This window comes from Methanobacterium formicicum, assembly GCF_029848115.1.
Classification (GTDB): Archaea; Methanobacteriota; Methanobacteria; order Methanobacteriales; family Methanobacteriaceae; genus Methanobacterium; species Methanobacterium formicicum.
Window position 1 is genome coordinate 192,893 of sequence record NZ_JARVXG010000059.1, and the last position, 21,825, is coordinate 214,717.

Here is a 21,825-nt window from a genome sequence, read left to right on the forward strand (position 1 = left end):
AAGGAGAATGAATAAAATAAGGTTTAACCCTTATTAGGCTTAACCCTTATTTTTACCTTTTTTAATGGTTCTAATTCCAGTTCTTTTTTCTGATAGGTTAAAGTAAAGGAATAGGCAATTATCAGCACATTTGCCTGTTCTGCTTGGTGCAGGGCCTGGGAAAAACCAGGGTCCATCTCCCAGTTGGGTGAAAATATCTGGGCATCCTCACGGGGAATTAAAAATAACACCGCAGAGTTTATACCCTCTTTTTTGGCTTTAATAAGCTCCTCCAAGTGTCTTTTTCCCCGGGTGGTGGGTGCATCCGGGAACCGGGCCCACCCCTCCTCAACCAGGGTGCAGCCCTTCACTTCCATTAGCATCTTATTTTTTGCATTTACCTCAACATCCTGTGTTTCTCCGTCATGTGCCGGAATTTCTTTAATGGTTGGGCAGGTAAGTAAAAAATCAATACGGCTCTGGCCAAAGGTGTATTCCCTTTTTTCCACACTGTAATCTGATAATTCTGGTATCTTCCCTAATTCTATTAATTCTCCAGCCAGGTCACTGTGGAAACCGGAGTTAATTAACACCCATATTCCCTCGCTCCAGACAGCGATAACATCGTACTTGGTTTTGCGTGACTCCGGGTTTAGAGCTGGCCGTAAAAGTAGTTTAACCCCCGGGATTAAGAGCTCTTTTAACCTTCCAGGGTCTCTTAAATGGGCTTTATCCTCGGTTGAAGATGTTTGGAAGGTTACGGTGAAACGATTGGGTCGGTCTTTGAATTTTCCTTCCATTATATTCGATATTTTCATCTTATCCCTATTTTTTGTGTCTTAATCCTAAATCTGACCATTATATCCAATGTATCCTGTAATTTAGTGAGTAATCAAAGGGAATCCTCCCCCACTACCCTTAATGATAGCCCCCTACTAACTTAAAGGGATAAACCATCCACTGTCCTCAAGAATTCAGTGGCGTGGTCCAGTGTTTCATTGAAGGAAGCATAAGTGTAAGTTTCATAAACCATGGCCGGTGTTCCGGAGTTAATGATAGGAATGGTCACGTAAGGACCACTGGTAGGGCCACCGTCAAAGGGAGGGCGGTAAAAAACCAGCCAGGGTATTTTACTCACAATAAGATGGGCCAATAGTAAAGAACGGCTGTCATCGGCAGGCACTGAAATAAACCTGGTTTCGGGGTAATCCCCTCGGGTGGAGTGTACATCAACCACCAAGTCATAGTCCTCCTTTATAATATCCGGCACAGCATAATCCCGGGCTAGTTCCTGACCATGAATTCTACCCTGATTGTAGTCATCCCGATCCCGGGTTACGGTGATCTGATAAATGTAGTAAGCATGCTTAAGTGACTGTTCGTTGGTTACCGCAGTCATCATGGCCTGGTGGGCCTGAACTTCCATGGGGTGAACCCCCATCACATAGGCCACCTTTACCGGTGATTTGGTATTGCCATAAGGACCATAACGGACCACAAAACCATCGTCACGCTCCCCTAAAAATTTGACCTTGGATACACTACTCCCTGCAGTGTAATTATCCGCATCAGAAATGTTGTAATTGTAAGAAATCCCACTTAAACTGGTTGTTGTTCCCACAACCATTACTATTAGCATTATAAAAATTAAAAACCATTGTTCTCTGCCCATATCGCGTCCCCCATAACAAATGCCCATTAATCAGTGAATATAAATGTTCATTGTATGAATGATTCTATTTAGATGTGTTTAATTCCGTTAATATGGATTATACTCCATATTTATCTGTGGTTATCCCGGCATTGTGTCTGAGATTTAACTTTATTATAGTGGCATTAGTTATATGGTTAATGTTAATGAAAATGTGTGACCAGTCAAACTGTGATTAATCTGACTGGAATCTTAAAAATTATAGAGGTGATTTACTTGCATCCCCGACCTAGCCCCATTGCCGCATCCCTTTACACTCTCCGAGATTTGAACGCCGATGTTATCATTCTACACGGCCCCCATGGTTGTTGTTTCCGTACAGGCCGCCTTCTGGAAAATGATGGAGTGAGGGTGGTGACCACCGCCATGTCGGAAAACGATTTCATATTTGGTGCAGCGGAAAAACTGGAAGAAACACTCCACGAAGTGGAAGAACTTTTCCACCCCCAGCTGGTGGGGGTGGTGGGTACCTGTGCCAGTATGATCATTGGGGAAGACATGCAGGAAGCAGTGAACAACGCCGGGATCCCGGCCAAAGTCCTTACTGTTGAGTCCCACGGTGGTTTAAGTGAAGGAGATAACACGGAAGGTGCCATTGCTGTCCTGGAAGCTGCTCAGCGAGAAGGAGTGATCCCCGCCGAGGAAACGAAAAGGCAAACCAGGATGCTGAAAAAGGCCACTGAAATTGAAAAAACCAGGGGCATGGCTCAGGGCAAGTATATCGCCCCATCCTATGGTGATGACAAAGAAGAAGTGGCCAGTATACTTTTAGAGGCCCTGGAAAGAGGGGATAAAATTGCCCTGGTGCTCAACGCCAAGAAAGAAACCTCCTATCTCTTCGCCGACCTTCTGAAAATACCCTTTAAAGAGGTTTGCCCCGGGAACAAACCAGCCATAATTGCCAATTTAGACCCCGCGGTTGGTCTTCCCCGCATCCGGCAACACGCCCAGAACATCCACCAGGAACTGGGAGAAACAGGTCAGAAAGTCGAATCAATAACTGGAGGACTGGATGAATATCCAGTAACTGGAGAACGTGCCGTTGAATTTTTAGAAAAAGAAGACTTCGATCTGGTGGTAGTCGCCGGAGTGCCCCACGCCCTTCCCATCGAAAAATTAGACATCCCCTCTATTGCCATTACTGATGGTCCCCGTTTAGTAGAGCCACTTAAAAAATTAGGATACACTTGGGTGGTCACTGAACTCGATGCCCACGCCAAAACACTGGGAACTGATAAGATAGTTGAATCTGATTTTGGAAGTGTTTTAAGGGCGAAAATTAGCGATAAAAAATCTCCTAACCCGACCTGATCGTGGTGGTGATGGTCAGTTGGTGAATTTTATATATAACTGCGTAGTAATATAGCCCATAAATAAATGATTAGACTGTGATTAAAAATCGTGATTATGATTCAGAGATAAATTTGATTAAAAGATAACAGATTAAAAACTGTGGTGATGATTATGACCAGTACAGTAGGTATGATACTCTGCGGAGGATTTGGGAAACGTTTAAGGCCCCTCACGGAAAGAGTGCCCAAACCCCTCATTGAAATTAAGGATGATTACACTATTCTAGATAAACAACTCTTCGACTTCAAAAACGCTGGTGTTAACCAGGTTTACCTCTTGACCGGTTTTTTAAGTGATAAAATTCAAGAGAGATTTGGTGAAGACTACATGGGCGTTAAAATAGAGTATGTGGAAGAAGATAAACCACTGGGAACTCTTAATGCCATAAGGTTAGGAATGGAAGCTGTTGGTCCTGGAAAACAATGCATTATACGCAACGGAGATGTAGTGGCTGATCTTAACATTAAAAAAATGATTGAAACTGGTGAAAAATCCGACCACCCCCTATCCATATTTATCACCCGCATGGTTTCCCCCTACGGCATAGTGGAAATCAGCGGCGATCGATTAGTATCTTTCAAGGAAAAACCAGTTTTAGATTACTACATAAATGGAGGAGTGTACTTCTCCAAGGGAGAAATTAACTTTGGGGACTTTGATGTAGGGGATATTGAAAAAACGGTTTTCCCCATGTACGCCAAAAGTAACCAGTTGGGTTACTACCAGGAAGATGGCCTGTTCTGGATGGCCATAGACACCTCCAAGGAACTGGAGGAAATCCGTAAAGAGTACAAAAACCGTGAAGATAAACCATGGGGATACGAAAAAATCCTGATAAACACTGAAAAATACTTAACCAAGGAGTTATTCATCAGGGAAGGTTATCAGACCTCTTACCACCACCACCCCCACAAGGATGAAACCATGTACATCCTCAGTGGAGCAGGATACATAGAATTTGAAGACCGTAAAGAGTATTTCGGTAAAAACGACACCATTCGGATCAAGCCCCTGGAAAACCACACCATAGTGGCCATGGAGAATACAGTTCTCCACGAAATATCAACCCCCCACCCTGACGACACCGTTCGAGTTAAGGACTACTACGACGTCAGGTAATATCTTATTTTTTTTAAAAAGATGGGAGAATAAACGGATTATCCATGAAATAATCCGGAATAACGCTATTAAGAAGTATTAGCTTAGAAAAACGTGTTTTAATCACTGGTAATCATGATAACTATTATCGATTATGGTAGCGGAAACCTGAAAAGTATTCGTAATGGATTCCGCCGCATCGGGGCAGATGCACTGGTAACTAATGATAAAAAGGATTTAGAACAGGCTGAGGTGCTGATCCTCCCTGGTGTGGGGGCCTTCGGAACAGCCATGAAAAACCTTCAAAAATACCAGGACATCATCCATCAACACATTCAAGAAGGTAAACCCTTTTTAGGTGTTTGTCTGGGTTTGCAAGTGTTATTCAGTGAGAGCGAGGAAAGTCCTGGAGTTAAAGGGCTGGATGTGTTCCGCGGTAAGGTGGTTCGCTTTCCAGAGACGCTACCCCCTCAAGGCCTTAAAATTCCCCACATGGGATGGAACAATCTTAATACCCTCCGATATTCCCCTTTAATGGAAGGGATAGACCAGGATTACATGTACTTTGTTCACTCCTATTATGTGCAGCCAGAGGACCCGGAAATAGTTGTGGCCACCGTGGACTATGGAGTGGAAGTGCCAGCGGTTGTGGCCCAGGACAATGTATTCGCCACCCAGTTCCACCCTGAAAAAAGTGGACCAGTAGGTCTGGAAATATTGAAGAACTTCCTTAAACAAGCCCTATAATACTAAACCGGCCCGATGATATTGTTTCTTTAATCCCATAGTAGGAAAAATTTAAATATAAGTAATACTAAAGAAGGTGTTAGTGTGGACATAGAAGGTTTCGCCAGGCGCACCCTGGTAGATCATGACGAAGAATCTGTTCAAAAAAGCCTCCAGGATAAGATCCTGGAATTCAAAGACATCAACCCAGAACAGGCCAGCCAAATGGCACAGGCAGTCCTGGATGAAGTCAAATGCACCCTTAAAATAGAAGAACACCCTGATGAATCCCTTAAAAGACTCATAAAATATCCAAAATCAGGAATAGGAATGGGTCAAATGGGTGTAGGTTCCCGGGGAGCAGGAGACTTTTTCGTTCACCGTCAAATCGCCCAAATCGTTAAAAGCAGCCACACCAATGCCTTCATCAATCCCACAGCCCAGGATGACGGAGGAGTGGTTAAAGCAACTGCTGGAGCCGATGAAGTATACATCACCACCGCTGTAGATGGAATACACTCCCGTTTAAGCGAATACCCCTTTTTGGGAGGTTTCCATGTGGCAAGGGCATCAATGCGAGATGTTTGCGTCATGGGCTCCCAGCCAGTTGCTCTTTTGAGCGACCTTCACTTGGCCGATGATGGAGAGGTGGCCAAACTATTTGATTACACTGCCGGAGTATGTGCGGTATCCGAGCTCACCGGAGTTCCCCTGGTGGCCGGCAGCACCCTCAGGGTAGGCGGAGACATGGTATTGGGAGACCGGCTGGTTAGTGCTGTCGGTTCTGTGGGAATATCACCCCACCCCCCTACTGCCCGTAAACGGGCTGAAGCAGGTGATGTAATACTTTTAACCGAAGGATCCGGGGGTGGTACCATAACCACCACCGCCCTGTACCACGGACTCTTCGATGTGGTATGGGAAACCATGGATATAAGCTTTATAGAGGCTTCTGAAGCCATATTAAATGCAGGATTACTTCCAAAAGTCCATGCCATGACTGATGTTACCAACGGAGGACTCCGAGGAGATGCCCATGAAATATCCCAAACCACGGGAGTGGGACTGGCATTCTGGGAAGAGGAGATCAGGAAACTGGTCAACCCCAAGGTTCTGGAAATGCTGGAAAGCCTGGACATCGATCATCTGGGTGTTTCTGTGGATTCCCTCATGATCATAGCCCCTGAAGACATTGCCATTGAGGTGGAAAAGGCGGTCTCCAGTGCAGGAGTTCAGATTGGTAGGATAGGTGAAGTAGATAATACCGGGATCCCCCGTCTCCTCACGGAATCTGGAGGGGAAGAAGAACTCCGACCACTATTCCGGGAAGCAGCTTACACCAAGATCAAAAAGATCGTGGGCGACCTTCACCCGGAAGACTTCGAGGAAATGAAGCAGAAGGTGGAAAGATCAGCCCTGGAAGCCATTGCCAAGAAAGATGAAGTGGTAGCTCGAATAAAAGAAAAACACGAAAACCAATAATTCCAGGTTCCCACCCCATCTTTTTAACTGGATTCCAGTTAACTTCCTTGAAGTTACTGTAAGATGGGGTAAAAACACTTTATGGGAATTTTATGGATGATAAAGGATTAGCTTACACATTAGATGCAGTTTTAGCCCTGATACCAGTTATTATTGTTATTTTTGGAGTTTCTAATTTCATGGCATCGGTTGAACCAGCCCACCCTGTCCATTCATCCCAGAATGCCCAGGATATCCTGGAACTTATGTCCTATTCCGAAGTAAACCATATATCTGTTCTGGAAAAAATATCCTTAATCTTATCCTCAGGGAACAACAGCCGAGCCAGTATAACTGATGCCCAAAAAATTGCCTCCAGTTTCCTTGATGAAAAATTAGCCGGAAATGACTATCTTTTAACTGAAGAAAATCAGTTGCGCGGGGAAATACTGGCCGGAAAAATGGATTTAAAAAAAGAAGATAATTTGGCCACTGCCTCCAGGAATTGTGGGAACTACACCTTCCGTATTTACATTAAATAAGTTTATTCTACTCTGTCCTTAAAGAAAGGTTTTATTAGCTATTAATTTTAAAGAAGAACAGTATACAATAACCATGCATCACCCTTTTTTATGGTACCGGAGGAACTAGATGACCCCTTCTACAGAGAACAAATCATTTAACACTAGTCTGGCCAGTTTCATATCCACAGTAAGCAACCCTCCCCTGGTGGCTATCCCTGTTTTTATGGTTATAAATTACACTCTACTTTACAATGGGAACTGGGCATGGTTTTCATTCCTTAGCATATTTTTCGTGAGTATTTTACCCATAATTACTAGTTCTCTGTGGATACTAAGAAACAATCTGGAAGTGGACATGCCACGTCGAGAAGATAGGATCTATCCCCTGTTACTGGTTATTCTGTCCTACGTGGTGGGGGTAATTGTACTCTTCGCTGCTGGGGCTCCCTCACTTACCTCGGCATTGATGGTCTGCTACTTGAACAATACCCTTATCGTGCTCTTGTTCAGTTTGTTCTGGAAGATCAGCATACACGCCATGGGTATTGCTGGTCCAGCCACTGCACTTATCTACCTTTTCGGCTGGCCCGGGCTGGCGTTTAGTTTAGTGGTGCCCCTGGTAGTGTGGAGCAGACTGCACCTTAAAAGACACACCCCGGCCCAGCTAATTACCGGGACGACCTTGGGTTATTTGTTAACTGCATTGCAGCTTTACCTGTTACTGGGATTCTAATAACCCAAAAATTATTCAGCTAAACAACCCCATAAGTTATCATTGGTTAATGATTTACTCTAAGAATTAAGTCTAAAAGATTAAAATCATCCCCAATAGTTACCAGACCTAAATTCAAAAATTACACAGGAGGGATCTCCCTGGAATGTGAGTACTTTGAAAGATTGAAGACCCACCAGTTTGGTGAATTAGTGGCTGAAACTGAACACTGGCTTATCATCCTGGCCCCGGATCAGAGGAATCTGGGAACCTGTGTCGTGGCCCTTAAAAGGGATGAAAAAGAGCTTTCCGGGTTAAAGGATGAAGAATGGGAAGACCTTGCCCTGGTGGTTAAAAAACTGGAATCAACAATTCGAAAAGCTTTTAACGCCACCCTGTTCAACTGGGGATGTTTGATGAACTCTTCCTACCTGGAAGACCCACCCTGCCCCCATTTGCACTGGCATTTCATTCCCCGTTACAAGAATCCGATTGAATTCAATGGAAAAACATTTTATGACCCTTGTTTTGGTAAAAGTACCATGTATAATCGGGACCCTGCAGTTCAACTATCACCTCAGTTTAAAAGGGAAATAAAAAATCATATATTGAAGTATCTTAAATTATAATCCAGTCCAGACATTAAATCTACCTGAAATTGGCTGCCAGCAGGATTTGTAAAGTAGTGATCAGAACCCATCAGGTAAAGAACCATCAGGCAATGGACACTGTTTTTAACCTTTTCTTAATAATCAGTCTACTGGACATCAAAACTTTAAATAGGAAAAAATCCAATGAAGAATATACCCTACCATGAGTTTTCTGGTGTGGTGAAAACTGTTATTTTGTTGGCCCTGATAGTGTAGTGGATATCACTTAGGATTGCGGATCCTATAACCCGGGTTCAAGTCCCGGTCAGGGCATATACTATCTTTTCTGATTTTTTAAAATGCCATATAATAATACTATAATAACCTCTTTAACTAAAATTTGCGATTATTATTGAATAAACCTTGAAAAAATCCTTTTATAATAATATAAACTCTTTAAAATATGCATAAAGACTATTTTAATAAGTTTATCCAATAATATCTCTTCATATCGTTTATATAATTTGTATATTTAGTTTTGTATGGTTAACTCTTTTAAATTGATCTTATTAATTTTTTAATGGAACAAACAATAAATCGAAAGCTTTAAATGCTGTTAAATTTTAGTATGATTATATTAAGATAATAAATTATCTATCATCATTATCATGGGGCGGGCTAAACTTGACTAGATTAAATAAAAAATTATCAATCTTAATTTTATCTTCTATTTTCGCCCTGATCATTTGTGGAACAACCGCTGGTGCTGATCTCAACCAGAACTATACCAATAATTCTGATTTTGACAATGGAACTCTGGTAAATCTGGAACATGAGACGGTAAATGACCAGTTACAACTTTCAAACAGTTCAGACTCCACATTTTCGTATATTTGGGTACCTAATAGCAATGATGGGACAGTTTCCAAGTTAAATACACTAACTGGTAAAGAATTGGGCCGTTACAAAGTGTGTCCCGATAATGTGTCTACCTATGCCAATCCCTCCCGAACTACAGTAGACTTGGTTGGCAACTGTTGGGTGGGAAATAGACAAATAGGAACCGCTGTTAAAATCGGACTCTATGAAAACGGCCAGTATCAGGATAGAAATGGTAATGGATTTATAGAAACCTCCAGGGATAGGGATGGAAATGGGGTGATTGACGCCGATGAAATACTCCCCTGGGGTCAGGATGAATGCGTGTTTTATGAAGTGATCCTAATACCAGAACATGAAGGAACCTACATTCCCGGAAATTACATCGGAATTTACGCAAATAACTATAACAATCCAGGCCCAAGAGGTTTAGCAGTTGATTCAAAAAATAACGTGTGGATCGGGACTTTTGGTACCAAATTATATTATTATATCAATGGAAGTACAGGTGAGATATTAAAATGCATCAACATTACTTCAACAGGACACACACCTTACGGAGCAGTGATAGATGGTAACGGGATATTATGGTCATCTGGAAATAATGGTAACAACGTTCTCCGTTTAGATCCATCAAATGATTCATTTATTAAAATAAATCTCCCCCATATGGCTTATGGGCTTGCGTTAGATCAGAATAATCATTTGTTTGTTTCTGGACTGAACTTTCTCAAAACTTCCTGCATTAACACCCTCACTGGAGAGATATTATGGACAAAAGACGCATCATATGGCCAGGGAATAGCAGTCACCCCTGACGGAGATATCTGGACAGCTAACAATGTTTATAACAGCGTGAGCAGGTTTTCAAATGATGGAACATTAAAAATTACCATTCCCGTGGGAAACACCCCCACTGGGGTTGCAGTGGACAGAGAGGGTAAAGTGTGGGTGGTGGATGTAGGTGATGAATTCATCCACCGCATAAACCCTACCACCAATCAGGTGGAACTATCCAAAAGAATCCCTGGAAGCCTTCACTATGGTTACAGTGACATGACCGGACTGGTTTCAAGCACTATAACCACCAGCAGAGGGAGCTGGACCGTTATTCACGACTCTGGAATTACCGATGCCCCGTGGGGTATAATTTCATGGAACAGTTCCCAGCCTACTGGAACTTCAGTTAAAGTTAGAGTGCACAGCTCAAATGATCAAAATTACTGGTCTGCATGGGAGTCTGTAACTAGTGGAGTTAACCTGGTTTCAACACCACCCGGCAGATACCTGCAAGTTGAAACCACCCTGGAAAGACTACAGGGTAGTGTTTCACCGATACTGTATGATCTGACTGTGGGGGTGCCACTGGCAGATCTTTCCATTTCTCTAAATGCAGATAATATTCACCCTGAAAAAGGAAAAGAAGTAGTTCTTACTCTTACTGCAAATAACCATGGACCCAGTGATAGTAGGGATGTTTCTGTGAGTTTCCGCCTGCCAAAAGGACTTCACTTTGTGTCTTCTGAAGGTGGTAGTTATGATTCTAGTAGAGGATTGTGGAATATTGGAAATCTTGCATCTGGTTCTACTAATTCACTTATTATCCATGCTATTATGGAAATGGGAGGTTCCCTCTTTGGAGGTGCTTTAATATCTGGAAGAGAACAGGACCCCCTGATTTCCAATAATTTAGCACTGCTGGGCATTAGCACCAGAGCCCTAACACCCCCTTTAGTTAATCCTAATCCTTCTTTGCCTGTAATATCTCCACCTTCTGTGTTACAACCAGACACATCCCAAATTACAGTGAATGCAGCTAGCAACAATGTTTATTCTCCTTTGAGAAAAAACACATCTAACTCTGTGCCCATGGAGAACACTGGAATGAGCTTCAGTTTCCTGGAAATGGCCATGTTACTGGTTTTCTTAGGGGCTTACATCCGTAAAAAAGGCCTTGGAATGTTTAAAAACCCCTATTTACTCATACCTATGGCCTTCATTGTTACCATGGTCCTGTGTGGAGCGGTTGGAGCTGCGGATAACACCACCAATCTGGTGAGTGTTCCATTTGATGGTGGGACTGATGATTACAGTCGGAGTGATGAACCAGTCATAAGCGCAGATGGACGCTACGTGGCTTTTACCAGTTCTTCCAGCCACCTGGTACCAGGTGAAAACAACTATTACCAGGATATTTTTGTCCGTGACCTGCAAACCCAGATAACTGAAAGAGTCAGTGTTTCCAATAATGGTGCCGAAGGAAATGGAGATAGCAGCCAGCCCAACATAAGTGCCGACGGTCGTTATGTGGTTTTCACCTCCTATGCCAGTAACCTGGTTCTGGGTGACAATAATTCCTGTCAGGATATTTTCATAAGAGACAGACTTTCAGGAACCACCCAAATCATTACTAAGTCATTTGAAGGAGGAGGGACAATCGATCAGAGTTTCGATCCCTCAATTAATGCTGATGGAAGATATGTTGTATTTACCAGTTACGCCAGTAATCTAGTACCCAATGATGTTAATGAACGTGCTGACATCTTCCTCTGGGATAGAGCTACAAGTAGCATTTCCAGGGTAAGTGTTACCCCCAGTGGGGGTGAAGCCAATGGCGACAGTAGTCAGCCCAGCATAAGTGCAGATGGTCGTTATCTTGTATTCTCCAGCAGTGCAGATAATCTAGTTTCCAGTGATACCAATGGAAATCAGGATATTTTCCTGCGTGATCTTGCCTCTGGAATTACACAAAGGATAAGTCTCGGCCCAAATGGAGAAGAAAGTGGAGGGCATAGCGATTCACCTTTTATAAGTGGAGATGGCCGGTTTGTGACCTTCTGTTCTGGTCCCCTAATCTTTGACCCTGATGATGAGGGTGGGAACCGGATTTATGTCTACGACCGAATATCCGGTGCTCTTGAGAAAATAAAATTGCCCGGAGCTTTACGAAACCTGGATGAATACGAACCCTCTTTAAGTGCAGATGGCAGATACGTTGCTTTCACCTGTGGCCGTCAGTGGCAATCTGCTGCCTGGGCATATGACCCTGTGACCGGGACTTTCGGATGGATTGGTCCTGGTAACGAACCTGATTACTACAAATACAGAATTGTAATGCTCTATGACCGCCAATTAAAGACCTTAACTCCTGTGAGCCTTTCTATAAGTGGAAAATGGCCTAATGACGATAGTGAAGAGCCCAGTATAAGTGCGGATGGGAGAATAGTGGTTTTCAGTTCCCAGGCAGATAACCTGATCCCTGGCTCACCATCTGGTGTTAATGTATTTGTAAGAGGATCAGACACTATCTTACCAGGATTACAGGGGAAAATAACCCCAAATCCAACCACAAGTGGTACTGTGACCACCATAACTGCTTACACCACCCCTGGAATTTTGAGTGTTACTGCAGAGGTTCAGGAAGTAACCAGTCCTCTGATCAAACAGAGTGATGGCAGATGGATTGCTCCCTACACCGTGCCATCTCTTGCTGATGGAGTTTATCCAGTGATTTTAAAGGCATTTGATGGTGAAAATCACGAAAGTAACACAACCATCTTTTTAACCGTAGATAACACCCCACCTTCCATCACTGGAGTGATTAGTCCATCAAAAGTTTATATTGGCGGAGCTAATAGTTTTGAAACCACATTCACCCTTAGTGCCACCACTGTTGGAGATGCAAACAGTGCGACTGCTGATTTGCTGGGTACCACGGTGGGACTGTATGGTTACAGTGCTAACCAGTGGCATTTCCGTGGTGATTTAAACATTGATGATGAGGGTGTTTTCCCGGTGGTTTTAACTGCCCGGGATCGGGCAGGAAACACTGGCACATGCACTTTAAATTTAACTTCCCAGCGCAGCTCCCCTACAATTAATGCCTGGCTTAATGAGACTCTGGTGGAGCCCGGGGATGTGATAAGGGTTACTGTTACCTCAGATCCTGATGCTGAATGGGTAAGGGTGCTGGCACCAGAGGAAACATTCATGCCAACCAAAAATGGAATTGGGGAATGGGTTTATGATTATGTGGTTCCATCCATTGCTGATGGAGATTATTCTATGCGGGTTTACCTGCGATATGGCCTCGGCCTTAATGGAAGAGGTTATAGCTATTTTGTGGGCCAAAGTGTCAATCTACCCTTCAGGGTGGACACACCACCCACACTCACTGGTAACTTAACACCTTCCACCGGACAAAAAGGGGATCTAATAACTATTAACGCTAAAACAGAATTGGATGTTGAAAAAGTATCTGTACATGTTTTAAATGAATCATTTAACTTAACAAAACAAGCAGGAGGGAAGTGGACCCGGAATTATGTTATTCCTCGGGTTTTGGATGGTTCTTATCCGGTTACTTTAACCGCCAGTGACCGATCTGGATACATAACCACTATCCAACTACTCCTCACTGTAGATAGTGCTGAACCTACAATAGTAGGAAACTTAACTCCAACACTGGTAAGGTCCGGGTCCACAGTTAACTTAACTGCCCAAACAGACCCTGAAACTGTGAAAGTCACAGCCCAACTCTTGGGGGACAACATACCCCTCACCAAACAAGCTGACGGAACCTGGAAATCCACCTACAACATACCCCCAACTACCGATGGTAAACACACAGTTTACTTCATAGCCGAAGATACCGGTGGAAATCAGGGCACAGACTGCCAGACCTTCACCGTGGACAACACACCACCCACCATATCCGGCAGCCTAACACCCAACGGACTCTACGCCGGAGAAAACATAGACGTGGATGCCTACACCTCAAACGACGCCAAAACAGTAACTGCATCCTTTGGAAGTGAACAAAAAACACTCCACGACACATCCACAGCAGCATGGAGCGCAAGCTACACCACCACAACCACCACCACAACCGGCGAATACCAGATGAACCTACAAACCTCAGACGCACTAGGAAACACAGCCACCATGACCCTACCCTACACCATATACCCCACAGGAGAACCAAACACCCCCACACAACCCACAACACCAGAAACCACCGGAAATCCAACACCCGGAACATCACAAGAAAATTCACCTAGTTCTAGTTCACAAATTCAACCCAGCTCAACATCACAGAGTTTTGGTTCAGCTAAGAAGAGTGACAGTTCAACATCAAGTAACAAGTCAGAAAATGGTAGTGAATCTAAAGATGAAGGTTCTAAAAATGAGAGATCCCAATCTAATTTAGACTTCATTAAATTTCTTTTAGAAATGATTCTTTTCATATTAGCCGCAGCAGAAATGATATTCGCAATCTATATTATATATTATCTCATATTAGCTCTAATTTTAGCTGGAGGAGGACCATTTGCTTTTTTCGCTATTGCACTATTTATAATTGCACTCGGTATTGTATTATATTTTGACAAAGATACAATAATCGATTTCTTTAAAAAATATGGATGATCAAATGCGTTCAGAAACAAAACATTACAAAAACATTAAAGGGTTAAATGTTTATATAATGGAGTTAGACTCGTTCAGATCCCCAGGAATTAGCATATTAGATTATAACATTATTACTGCAATCTTTAAATTATATAAAAACATACCTAAAACGTTTTTTATCAAAAATAATGAAGAAATTCATGGAAAAACTGTTAAAAAAATAGAAAATTACCTGAAAAACAGAGAAATAGAACAAAAAGAACAAAAAATAATTAAATACTCTTTATTTCTGATACTGGCTTTTGTGTGGGGAGTACCTATTATCTTAAGAGAGATATTTTCTCTAACTCTTTTTCAAGAAATTTTGATTTTATTGATCATAGGTTTACCTAGTCTAAATTTATATTTCGCATGGTTAATTACGAGACGCAAAAATTATCTTGGTAAAAAATACGATGCTGATCTAAAAATAGCAGTACAGAGACTTATTGATTATGGAATAATATTTATTAATCAAAAAAATTTAAATCCTAATAATTTTCCAATCAAACTCCGACATGACGATTATAATGGCTTGAATTATGAAGTGAAAGGTATAAATAAATATGTGGGCTTTTTTATAAAATGAACACCAAAAACCCTCTCATAACCCTATTAGTACTATTTTATTTAATCACTTTTTCAAAAACAATTCTATTGTATTATACTCAGATATATTTCCCTGATCTTAATTATATGGTATCCCTCATTACCATTAGCCAAGAATTCGCCCCTTACGCCCAAATTATTAAAATTATAATGATTTTAATAGTTTTCAGCATAATTCCATGTTTATTTTTAATTAAAAAGAATATCCAAGAAAATTATTCTCATAAAAATATTCCTCTTGCTTTCATTGCCATGTTCGCTTTAGCACCACCATTATTAGTTTTAATTAATAACTTCATGACAGCTGATTTCCTGTTTTCAATAGCTTTATTAATTTATGGAGTAGTTTTTACCATCTTAGCGTTTAAATATAGATGATTCAAAGGCAAATGAAAGTTAATGCCAAAATAAGCAGATATTATAGTTTTCATTGTAAGCCGATCCTCATTAATTTTATTGGCCCCCTCACTGTTCCCCATAATCTGCATTTTATAAAGAGATGTTCTATGCCATCAAAAGATGACCCGATAACAAAAAACATAGAAGGCCTATGTGCATATATAACCGAACTAGAAGTATTCAGACCCCCTGCACCCTTAGGTATTAATCCATATTCTATAAGAACAACATTATACCTCTTATCTAAACAATCTAAACGCTATTTTTTCGTAAAAACCAACCCAGAGTTACATGGGAAAACTCGTAACTTGCAAAAACCCTATTCAAAAAAATTCTCACAATTTAATCCAAAAGAAATCCTAAAACTTTTCTTCAGCTTAATAACCGTGATTTTAATAGTTGTAGGCTTGTGTTTTAGTATATTTGTAATTTATTTAAATTTTAGTCTGTTTAATACAATTTTAGGTACGGTAATAGTTTCAATTCCGAGTTTTTACCTATATCTTGTCTGGATTATTACTAAACGTAGGAAAACTGCAGGAGAAGAATATAATAATGATTTAAAAATATTAATTCAAGAAATTATCGATCATGGAGCAGAATTAATCTATGAAAAAAATTTGGATCCTCAAAAATTTCCCCTCAAACTTAGACATAACGATTATAAAGGCTTAAAATATGATACAAAAGGAAAAAATAATTACGTGGGGTACTTTACAAAATGAAGTTAAATAAGAAAATTTTCTAGTTATCTTGATAATATTTTACCTTTTGGTGATTCAAAAAATAATAAGCATATTTTTGTTCCCAAACAACGATTTTGTTTACTTGCATTGCAAAAAGATTCAAAGTAAGATGTGAGTTAAACAAAAAAAATTATCTCTTTATGAACTTCACATCCTCATTCTCATTCAAAACAATACTCTTCTTACACTCATCCCTGGTTTCTGGGAAATCGGCACGGTAATGTGCTCCCCTGCTCTCCTCACGGATAATTGCAGATCTGGTAACTAATTCAGCAATTAAAACCATATTCTCCAGTTCCAGAGCATCTAAAAGGTGCTGATTATAGCCACGTACCTCCGGCAGCTTCATTCGGGCCATTTTATCTTTAATAACATGGATGTCGTTTAAAGCTGATTTAAGACCTTCTTCCCAGCGGATTATGGCTACATTATTCCACATGACTTCCTGCAGTTCTTCTTTAAGCTGGAAGGGATAGTAATCCCCTTCCCGGAATAGTTTCCCAATTCGCTCTTCCTCCATTTCCAGAGAGGCAGGGTTCGATTTGAAATTGGATTTTGGTGCGTTTTTTGCGGCTGCTTCGCCAGCCCGTCTTCCGAATACCTGGGTTTCTGCCAGTGCATTTCCACCAAGCCGGTTGGCACCATGAACTCCGCCCGCAGCTTCACCTGCTGCGTAGAGGTTGGGTATGTTGGTTTCACACTTTAGATTTATCCGGGCTCCTCCCATGAAGTGGTGGGCAGTGGGTGCTACTTCCATTGGTTTTTCCCGGATGTCCACCCCTACATCCTGGAATTGCAGGAGCATGGTTTCCAGTTTTTCCTCTATGACCTCTGCCGGGAGGTGGGTTACATCCAGATAGACTCCCCCGTTTTCAGTGCCCCTTCCTTCCATTATCTCGTTGTAGATAGCCCGGGCTACCACGTCCCGTGTGGCCAGCTCTCCACGTGAGTCATAGTTGGTCATGAAACGTTTCCCCTGGGAGTTTATGAGTCTTCCTCCCTCCCCACGAACCGCCTCGGTCACCAGAACTCCCCGGCGGGAGTCAGGGTACAGCATGCCAGTGGGGTGGAACTGAACCTGTTCCATATCCAATAGATCTGCCCCGGCATTCCAGGCCAGGGCATAGCCATCCCCGGTTTTTTGCAGGGCATTGGAGGTTACCGGGTAGATCCAGCCCGCCCCTCCAGTGGCGATGATGGTGGATTTAGCATGGAACACCACAAATTCAGTACTCTGTAGGGACACTCCACAGGCACCTCCCACCCGTCCATCCTCATCCTGGATAAGTGAGGTGATCATGACCTCGTCCACAGTCTGAATATCCTGGCGGATAACCTCCTCCTTGAGGGCGGTCATCATCTCGTGACCGGTACGGTCCCCCTGGAAACAGGTTCTCCGGTAGGTCTGACCCCCGAATGGTCGCTGGTTCAATTCGCCTGATTCCTGCCGGTCAAAGAGGGCCCCGTAGCTTTCCAGTTCGGTGAGTCGGTCTGGTGCTTCTTCCACCAGTATACGTGCCAGTTCAGGGTCGTTGAGGTAGCCCCCTCCTTTGAGGGTGTCCTCCAGGTGTGCCTGTACACTGTCCTCGGCATCCACATAGGCGAAAGCGGCGTTGTAGCCCCCCTCTGCCAGGGTGGTGCATCCTGATTTGTATGATAATCCCTTGGACACTATGATAACATCTAGATCATGCTTTTTTGCTTCGATGGCTGCTCTGCATCCGGCCCCCCCGGATCCAATGACCAGTACATCGGTGTGGTAAGTCTCCCTTTCCATATTATGAAATTGCACCCGGTTTTATTTAAGTTTTTTAAGTAGAGTGGAGAGAAGTTTAAGGGTATGATTAGATATAAAAATATGTTAAAAACAATTTTCAATATTATCTTTAAACTAAGGGAGGATGTGCAGTGAAGAAAAAGGAGATATTAAAGTTAGCGAAGAGGGATTTTGAAAAGGCCTGGGTGGAAACAGGTAAAAATCTTAAAAATCCCCATCACGATGAGGAATATCCCCGTCTGCACTTCAAACCCGGCAGGACCCATCCACTCTCGGATACCATGGCCCAGCTCCGGCAGGCCTACTTACTTCTTGGTTTCCAGGAAACCATCAACCCCCTCTTCATTGAAGAGGACCATGTTTACCGCCAGTTCGGACCAGAAGCCCCTGCAGTTTTAGACCGTTGCTTCTACCTGGCAGGGCTACCCCGACCAGATATAGGGATCAGCATGGATAAAATAGCCCAGATCGAAGGAATGGATGTTCCACTTGATGAAGATAAGATCCAGGGACTTAAAGAAGTGTTCCGGAGCTATAAAAAAGGTGACACCAGCGGGGATGACCTGGTCCACGATGTGTCCATTGCCCTGGAAGTAGCCGATGCCACCGGGCTACGAGTTATGGAAAGGGTTTTCCCCGAACTTAAGGAGTTAACCCCCATCTCCAGCAAAACCACTTTACGTTCACATATGACCTCCGGATGGTTCATAACCCTGAATGCCCTGAACCAAAACAGCCCCCTGCCTGTTAAACTATTTTCAATTGACCGCTGCTTCCGTCGGGAGCAAAGAGAAGATTCAAGCCATCTTATGACCTATCACTCCGCTTCCTGTGTTTGGATGGATGATGAGGTTTCCCTGGATATGGGAATGGCTGTCTCGGAGAGCCTTTTAGAGTACTTTGGATTCCAGAAGTTTAAATTCATGCCTGATGAGAAAAAATCCAAGTACTACATCCCTGGAACTCAGACCGAGGTCTACGGTTACCATCCCAAACTCAAAGAATGGGTGGAAGTGGCTACCTTTGGTTTGTACTCCCCCATTGCCCTGGCCAAGTATGGTATTGACCAGGAGGTAATGAACCTGGGTGTGGGCGCCGAGAGGATTGCCATGATCCTCGGTGACCACGAGGACATTCGGGAGATGGTTTATCCCCATACCTATGGTAAGTGGGGCCTCAGTGACCGGGAAATGGCCTCCATGCTCCGCCTGAACCTGTATCCAGTGACGGATGATGGCCGCAAATTGATGGAAGCCCTGGTAAACACTGCCCAGGAATATGGAGATACAGTATCACCCTGTGAATTCACTGCCTTTAAAGGAGAGTTTATGGGAAAATCCCTGGAAGTCAAGATCACCGAACCGGAAGCAGGCACCAAGCTCCTGGGACCTGCCAGCTGGAATCGGGTGTACGTGTACGATGGTAATATCGTGGGTGTGCCCCAGCCAGCCCGGATGGAACGATTCCCCACCCCAAATAATGCTGAAAATATTCTGCAAAATCTGGGAAAGGAAATAGCCGATGACCTGGCTATTGCCGCCGTGGAAAAGGGTATCCCCACAGGTATCAGCTACATGGGCGGAGTTGCTGCCCAGGCCGCCTACCACATAGAGGAGATGGTGGTCAGTGGAGAAGAACAGGTTAATTTGAGGGCCACCATAGCCAAGTCTCCTTCAGATATCAACCTCAAACTGGATAAACTGGCCATGCGTTACATTAACAGTAGGAATAAGGTAATTGACATTAGAGGACCTATATTCTGCACTATAACCGCTGAAATTAAGGAATGATGAATAAATGGTTTAATTCAAGAATTTAATCAAAGCAAACTCCTCATTCAGAAGAGAATGTGTTTCGGTAACCTCACCCCCCAACTAGCCAGTATACAGTACTCCCTGGCGGATAAAGTAACAGAAAGTGACGATTTCAGGAGGTTGGAAAGGGTGGGCGGGGTGGACATTTCATTTTCGGTGGATAATAAAGCTGTGGCAGCAGCCGTGGTCCTGGAACTGAAAGGACTGGAAGTAATTGAAACTAAAACCCTGGAGACAGAACTATTTTTCCCATATATCCCAGGTTTTCTGGGTATAAGGGAGGTTGAACCATCTTTATCTGTTTTAAATACCTTAAAACATGATTTTGATGTTTTAATGGTTAACGGTCATGGTATTATGCATCCCCGTGGTTTTGGACTGGCTTCCCATGTGGGTGTACTTCGGGACTGTCCCACCATTGGTGTGGCCAAAAGGTTAATTGATGAAAGGTATATAAACGTAGCCACCCAAAGACACCACGCTGAGGACCAATTCCTAATATCAAAAAATGGCTGCGTAATTGGGGCCTTTTTTAGGGGAAAGTACGTGAGCGTTGGTCATAGAATATCCTTAAAGACTGCTTTAAATGTTGTAGAAAGGACCAGTATCTTCAAAACCCCCGAACCAATTAGACAAGCCCACCTACTGGCCACCGAAACTTTCAAAAATATTTTGGAAGAAAGGGGATAATTGGAAGGAATAGAATAAATCAAGAAAATTGAAGGATCGAACCATGGAAATCAAAGGGAAGGTTATCTCCGGAACCCATAAAGGCACTTATTTCATGTCTTTAGATGTTTATCAGGACGAATTTAGGGAAAAACTTAAATTCAAACCATACCCCGGGACTCTTAACCTGGAAATATCAGAAGAATGTGCCCGGGAAATATCCAAAATGCAGGATAAGATGGGAGTAATTGAAGGGACTGACAATTATGGGGATGTGAAGTTTCTCCCGGCTAAACTCAGTGAAGTTGTAGATGGAGCTATTTTATTCCCGGTTAGGACTCAACATGCTCCAGAAATTTTGGAATTTGTTGCCCAGGAAAATCTTCGCTCTAAACTTAAACTTAATGATGGAGATGAAGTTATCTTAGAAATAAACTGATTAAATTTTGTTTTTTTAATTTACTGAACCGGTTAAAGGTAATTGTAAATTGTTAACTTTTTAACTGTGAGGTACTATACCTAAACTAAAATTTACTATAACTAAAAAAATCCAATACCCACGAACACTCAAAAAAAATCTGTGATCACATGATAAAAAAAGCCATTGAATCATTTAAAAAGGGAGAAATAGTTCTAATATTTGACGATGATAACCGGGAGAGGGAAACCGATATGATCATCGCTGCGGAGTTCATGACCCCCCAGCACATGACCACCATCCGAAATGATGCCGGAGGTCTGGTCTGTGTCCCCATATCCGCAGAAAACTCTGACAAACTGGGAATACCATTCATGACTGATGTGATGGATGCAGCCAGTGGAGAATATCCAGTTTTAGGCGAATTAACACCTAATGACATACCATACGATGAAAAATCTGCCTTTTCCATAACTGTCAACCACCGGAAAACCTTCACTGGAATAACTGACAATGACCGGGCCTGCACCATCAAGGAACTGGGACTCATGTGTAAAAACGGGAACTTTCAGGATTTCGGCAAGTATTTCCGTGCTCCAGGACATGTAACCCTCCTGCGATCCACTGAAGGCCATGTTCTGAAAAGGAAGGGTCACACCGAGATGAGTATTGCCCTGGCAGAGATGGCCGGCACCACCCAGGTAGCAGTTTGCTGTGAAATGATGGACGATGAAACTGGCGGTTCCATGAACACCGATAAAGTAGCTGAATATGCCAAAAAGAATGATCTGGTGTTTTTAAGCGGAGCAGAACTCATAGAAGCCTACCATAAGTTTAAAGGAATTTAAATTTAGGGAATTTTTTAATCCCCCTTTATTATTTCATTTAGGGTCTTAGATTTTTCTTGTTGAA

At 42.7% G+C, this 21,825-nt stretch carries 17 protein-coding genes and 1 tRNA gene; 15 read left to right on the top strand and 3 right to left on the bottom strand.

The window, feature by feature from the left end:
- Nucleotides 1-23 precede the first annotated feature (23 nt).
- Nucleotides 24-797, bottom strand: a complete 774-nt coding sequence (locus tag QC759_RS12150; RefSeq protein WP_048072932.1) for a DNA/RNA nuclease SfsA — start codon at nt 795-797, stop codon at nt 24-26.
- A gap of 122 nt (nt 798-919) precedes the next feature.
- Nucleotides 920-1,651, bottom strand: coding sequence for a hypothetical protein (locus tag QC759_RS12155; protein ID WP_048072931.1), 732 nt, complete (start codon nt 1,649-1,651; stop codon nt 920-922).
- 255 nt (nt 1,652-1,906) lie between these two features.
- Here QC759_RS12155 and cfbD point away from each other — a divergent pair, with 255 nt between their 5' ends.
- The 11 genes from cfbD (at nt 1,907) to QC759_RS12210 (ending at nt 16,214) form a co-directional block, all read left to right on the top strand.
- Nucleotides 1,907-3,001, top strand: a complete 1,095-nt coding sequence (cfbD, locus tag QC759_RS12160) for a Ni-sirohydrochlorin a,c-diamide reductive cyclase catalytic subunit (RefSeq protein ID WP_048072930.1) — start codon at nt 1,907-1,909, stop codon at nt 2,999-3,001.
- A 153-nt stretch (nt 3,002-3,154) separates the two neighbouring features.
- Complete coding sequence (locus tag QC759_RS12165; protein ID WP_048072929.1) at nt 3,155-4,162, top strand: sugar phosphate nucleotidyltransferase; 1,008 nt, start codon at nt 3,155-3,157, stop codon at nt 4,160-4,162.
- Between the two features lie 114 nt (nt 4,163-4,276).
- Nucleotides 4,277-4,888, top strand: a complete 612-nt coding sequence (gene hisH / locus QC759_RS12170; RefSeq protein ID WP_048072928.1) for an imidazole glycerol phosphate synthase subunit HisH — start codon at nt 4,277-4,279, stop codon at nt 4,886-4,888.
- A gap of 84 nt (nt 4,889-4,972) precedes the next feature.
- Nucleotides 4,973-6,349 carry an AIR synthase-related protein gene (locus tag QC759_RS12175; RefSeq protein WP_048072927.1) on the top strand — a complete coding sequence of 459 codons (1,377 nt, stop codon included), beginning with the start codon at nt 4,973-4,975 and terminating at the stop codon, nt 6,347-6,349.
- A 92-nt stretch (nt 6,350-6,441) separates the two neighbouring features.
- Nucleotides 6,442-6,870 carry a hypothetical protein gene (locus QC759_RS12180; RefSeq protein ID WP_048072926.1) on the top strand — a complete coding sequence of 143 codons (429 nt, stop codon included), beginning with the start codon at nt 6,442-6,444 and terminating at the stop codon, nt 6,868-6,870.
- Nucleotides 6,871-6,979: 109 nt separating this feature from the next.
- On the top strand, nt 6,980-7,585 hold the full coding sequence (locus QC759_RS12185; protein ID WP_048072925.1) for a hypothetical protein: 606 nt from the start codon (nt 6,980-6,982) through the stop codon (nt 7,583-7,585).
- A gap of 191 nt (nt 7,586-7,776) precedes the next feature.
- A complete protein-coding gene (locus QC759_RS12190) occupies nt 7,777-8,193 on the top strand; it encodes an HIT family protein (protein WP_277897111.1) in 417 nt (138 codons plus the stop codon).
- A gap of 222 nt (nt 8,194-8,415) precedes the next feature.
- A tRNA-Arg gene (locus QC759_RS12195) sits at nt 8,416-8,487 on the top strand.
- 351 nt (nt 8,488-8,838) lie between these two features.
- Nucleotides 8,839-14,460 carry an Ig-like domain-containing protein gene (locus QC759_RS12200; protein ID WP_052659971.1) on the top strand — a complete coding sequence of 1,874 codons (5,622 nt, stop codon included), beginning with the start codon at nt 8,839-8,841 and terminating at the stop codon, nt 14,458-14,460.
- Between the two features lie 4 nt (nt 14,461-14,464).
- Complete coding sequence (locus QC759_RS12205) at nt 14,465-15,070, top strand: hypothetical protein (RefSeq protein WP_048072923.1); 606 nt, start codon at nt 14,465-14,467, stop codon at nt 15,068-15,070.
- A 526-nt stretch (nt 15,071-15,596) separates the two neighbouring features.
- The gene (locus tag QC759_RS12210) at nt 15,597-16,214 is read left to right on the top strand and encodes a DUF2207 domain-containing protein (RefSeq protein ID WP_144405531.1); all 618 of its coding nucleotides are present in this window, start codon (nt 15,597-15,599) and stop codon (nt 16,212-16,214) included.
- Between the two features lie 151 nt (nt 16,215-16,365).
- Here the strand turns inward: QC759_RS12210 and tfrA are convergent, their stop codons facing one another.
- The gene (tfrA, locus tag QC759_RS12215; protein ID WP_048072920.1) at nt 16,366-18,012 is read right to left on the bottom strand and encodes a fumarate reductase (CoM/CoB) subunit TfrA; all 1,647 of its coding nucleotides are present in this window, start codon (nt 18,010-18,012) and stop codon (nt 16,366-16,368) included.
- A gap of 131 nt (nt 18,013-18,143) precedes the next feature.
- On the opposite strand from tfrA, the gene sepS reads away from it, so the two are divergent.
- From sepS to ribB, 4 genes are all read left to right on the top strand, one after another.
- Nucleotides 18,144-19,802: an O-phosphoserine--tRNA ligase gene (gene sepS, locus QC759_RS12220; protein WP_048072919.1), complete on the top strand. Its 1,659-nt coding sequence runs from the start codon at nt 18,144-18,146 to the stop codon at nt 19,800-19,802.
- Between the two features lie 57 nt (nt 19,803-19,859).
- Nucleotides 19,860-20,516, top strand: a complete 657-nt coding sequence (locus tag QC759_RS12225) for an endonuclease V (RefSeq protein WP_048072918.1) — start codon at nt 19,860-19,862, stop codon at nt 20,514-20,516.
- 43 nt (nt 20,517-20,559) lie between these two features.
- On the top strand, nt 20,560-20,934 hold the full coding sequence (locus QC759_RS12230; protein WP_048073881.1) for a DUF120 domain-containing protein: 375 nt from the start codon (nt 20,560-20,562) through the stop codon (nt 20,932-20,934).
- 149 nt (nt 20,935-21,083) lie between these two features.
- The gene (ribB, locus tag QC759_RS12235; RefSeq protein WP_048072917.1) at nt 21,084-21,761 is read left to right on the top strand and encodes a 3,4-dihydroxy-2-butanone-4-phosphate synthase; all 678 of its coding nucleotides are present in this window, start codon (nt 21,084-21,086) and stop codon (nt 21,759-21,761) included.
- Nucleotides 21,762-21,825: the final 64 nt, after the last annotated feature.

Bases quoted from the DNA above. Each gene is read 5' to 3' on its own strand.
- QC759_RS12150 (WP_048072932.1), bottom strand. From the start codon at position 797: ATGAAAATATCGAATATAATGGAAGGAAAATTCAAAGACCGACCCAAT.
- QC759_RS12155 (WP_048072931.1), bottom strand. From the start codon at position 1,651: ATGGGCAGAGAACAATGGTTTTTAATTTTTATAATGCTAATAGTAATG.
- QC759_RS12165 (WP_048072929.1), top strand. From the start codon at position 3,155: ATGACCAGTACAGTAGGTATGATACTCTGCGGAGGATTTGGGAAACGT.
- hisH (WP_048072928.1), top strand. From the start codon at position 4,277: ATGATAACTATTATCGATTATGGTAGCGGAAACCTGAAAAGTATTCGT.
- QC759_RS12180 (WP_048072926.1), top strand. From the start codon at position 6,442: ATGGATGATAAAGGATTAGCTTACACATTAGATGCAGTTTTAGCCCTG.
- QC759_RS12185 (WP_048072925.1), top strand. From the start codon at position 6,980: ATGACCCCTTCTACAGAGAACAAATCATTTAACACTAGTCTGGCCAGT.
- QC759_RS12205 (WP_048072923.1), top strand. From the start codon at position 14,465: ATGCGTTCAGAAACAAAACATTACAAAAACATTAAAGGGTTAAATGTT.
- QC759_RS12210 (WP_144405531.1), top strand. From the start codon at position 15,597: ATGCCATCAAAAGATGACCCGATAACAAAAAACATAGAAGGCCTATGT.
- tfrA (WP_048072920.1), bottom strand. From the start codon at position 18,012: ATGGAAAGGGAGACTTACCACACCGATGTACTGGTCATTGGATCCGGG.
- QC759_RS12225 (WP_048072918.1), top strand. From the start codon at position 19,860: ATGTGTTTCGGTAACCTCACCCCCCAACTAGCCAGTATACAGTACTCC.
- QC759_RS12230 (WP_048073881.1), top strand. From the start codon at position 20,560: ATGGAAATCAAAGGGAAGGTTATCTCCGGAACCCATAAAGGCACTTAT.
- ribB (WP_048072917.1), top strand. From the start codon at position 21,084: ATGATAAAAAAAGCCATTGAATCATTTAAAAAGGGAGAAATAGTTCTA.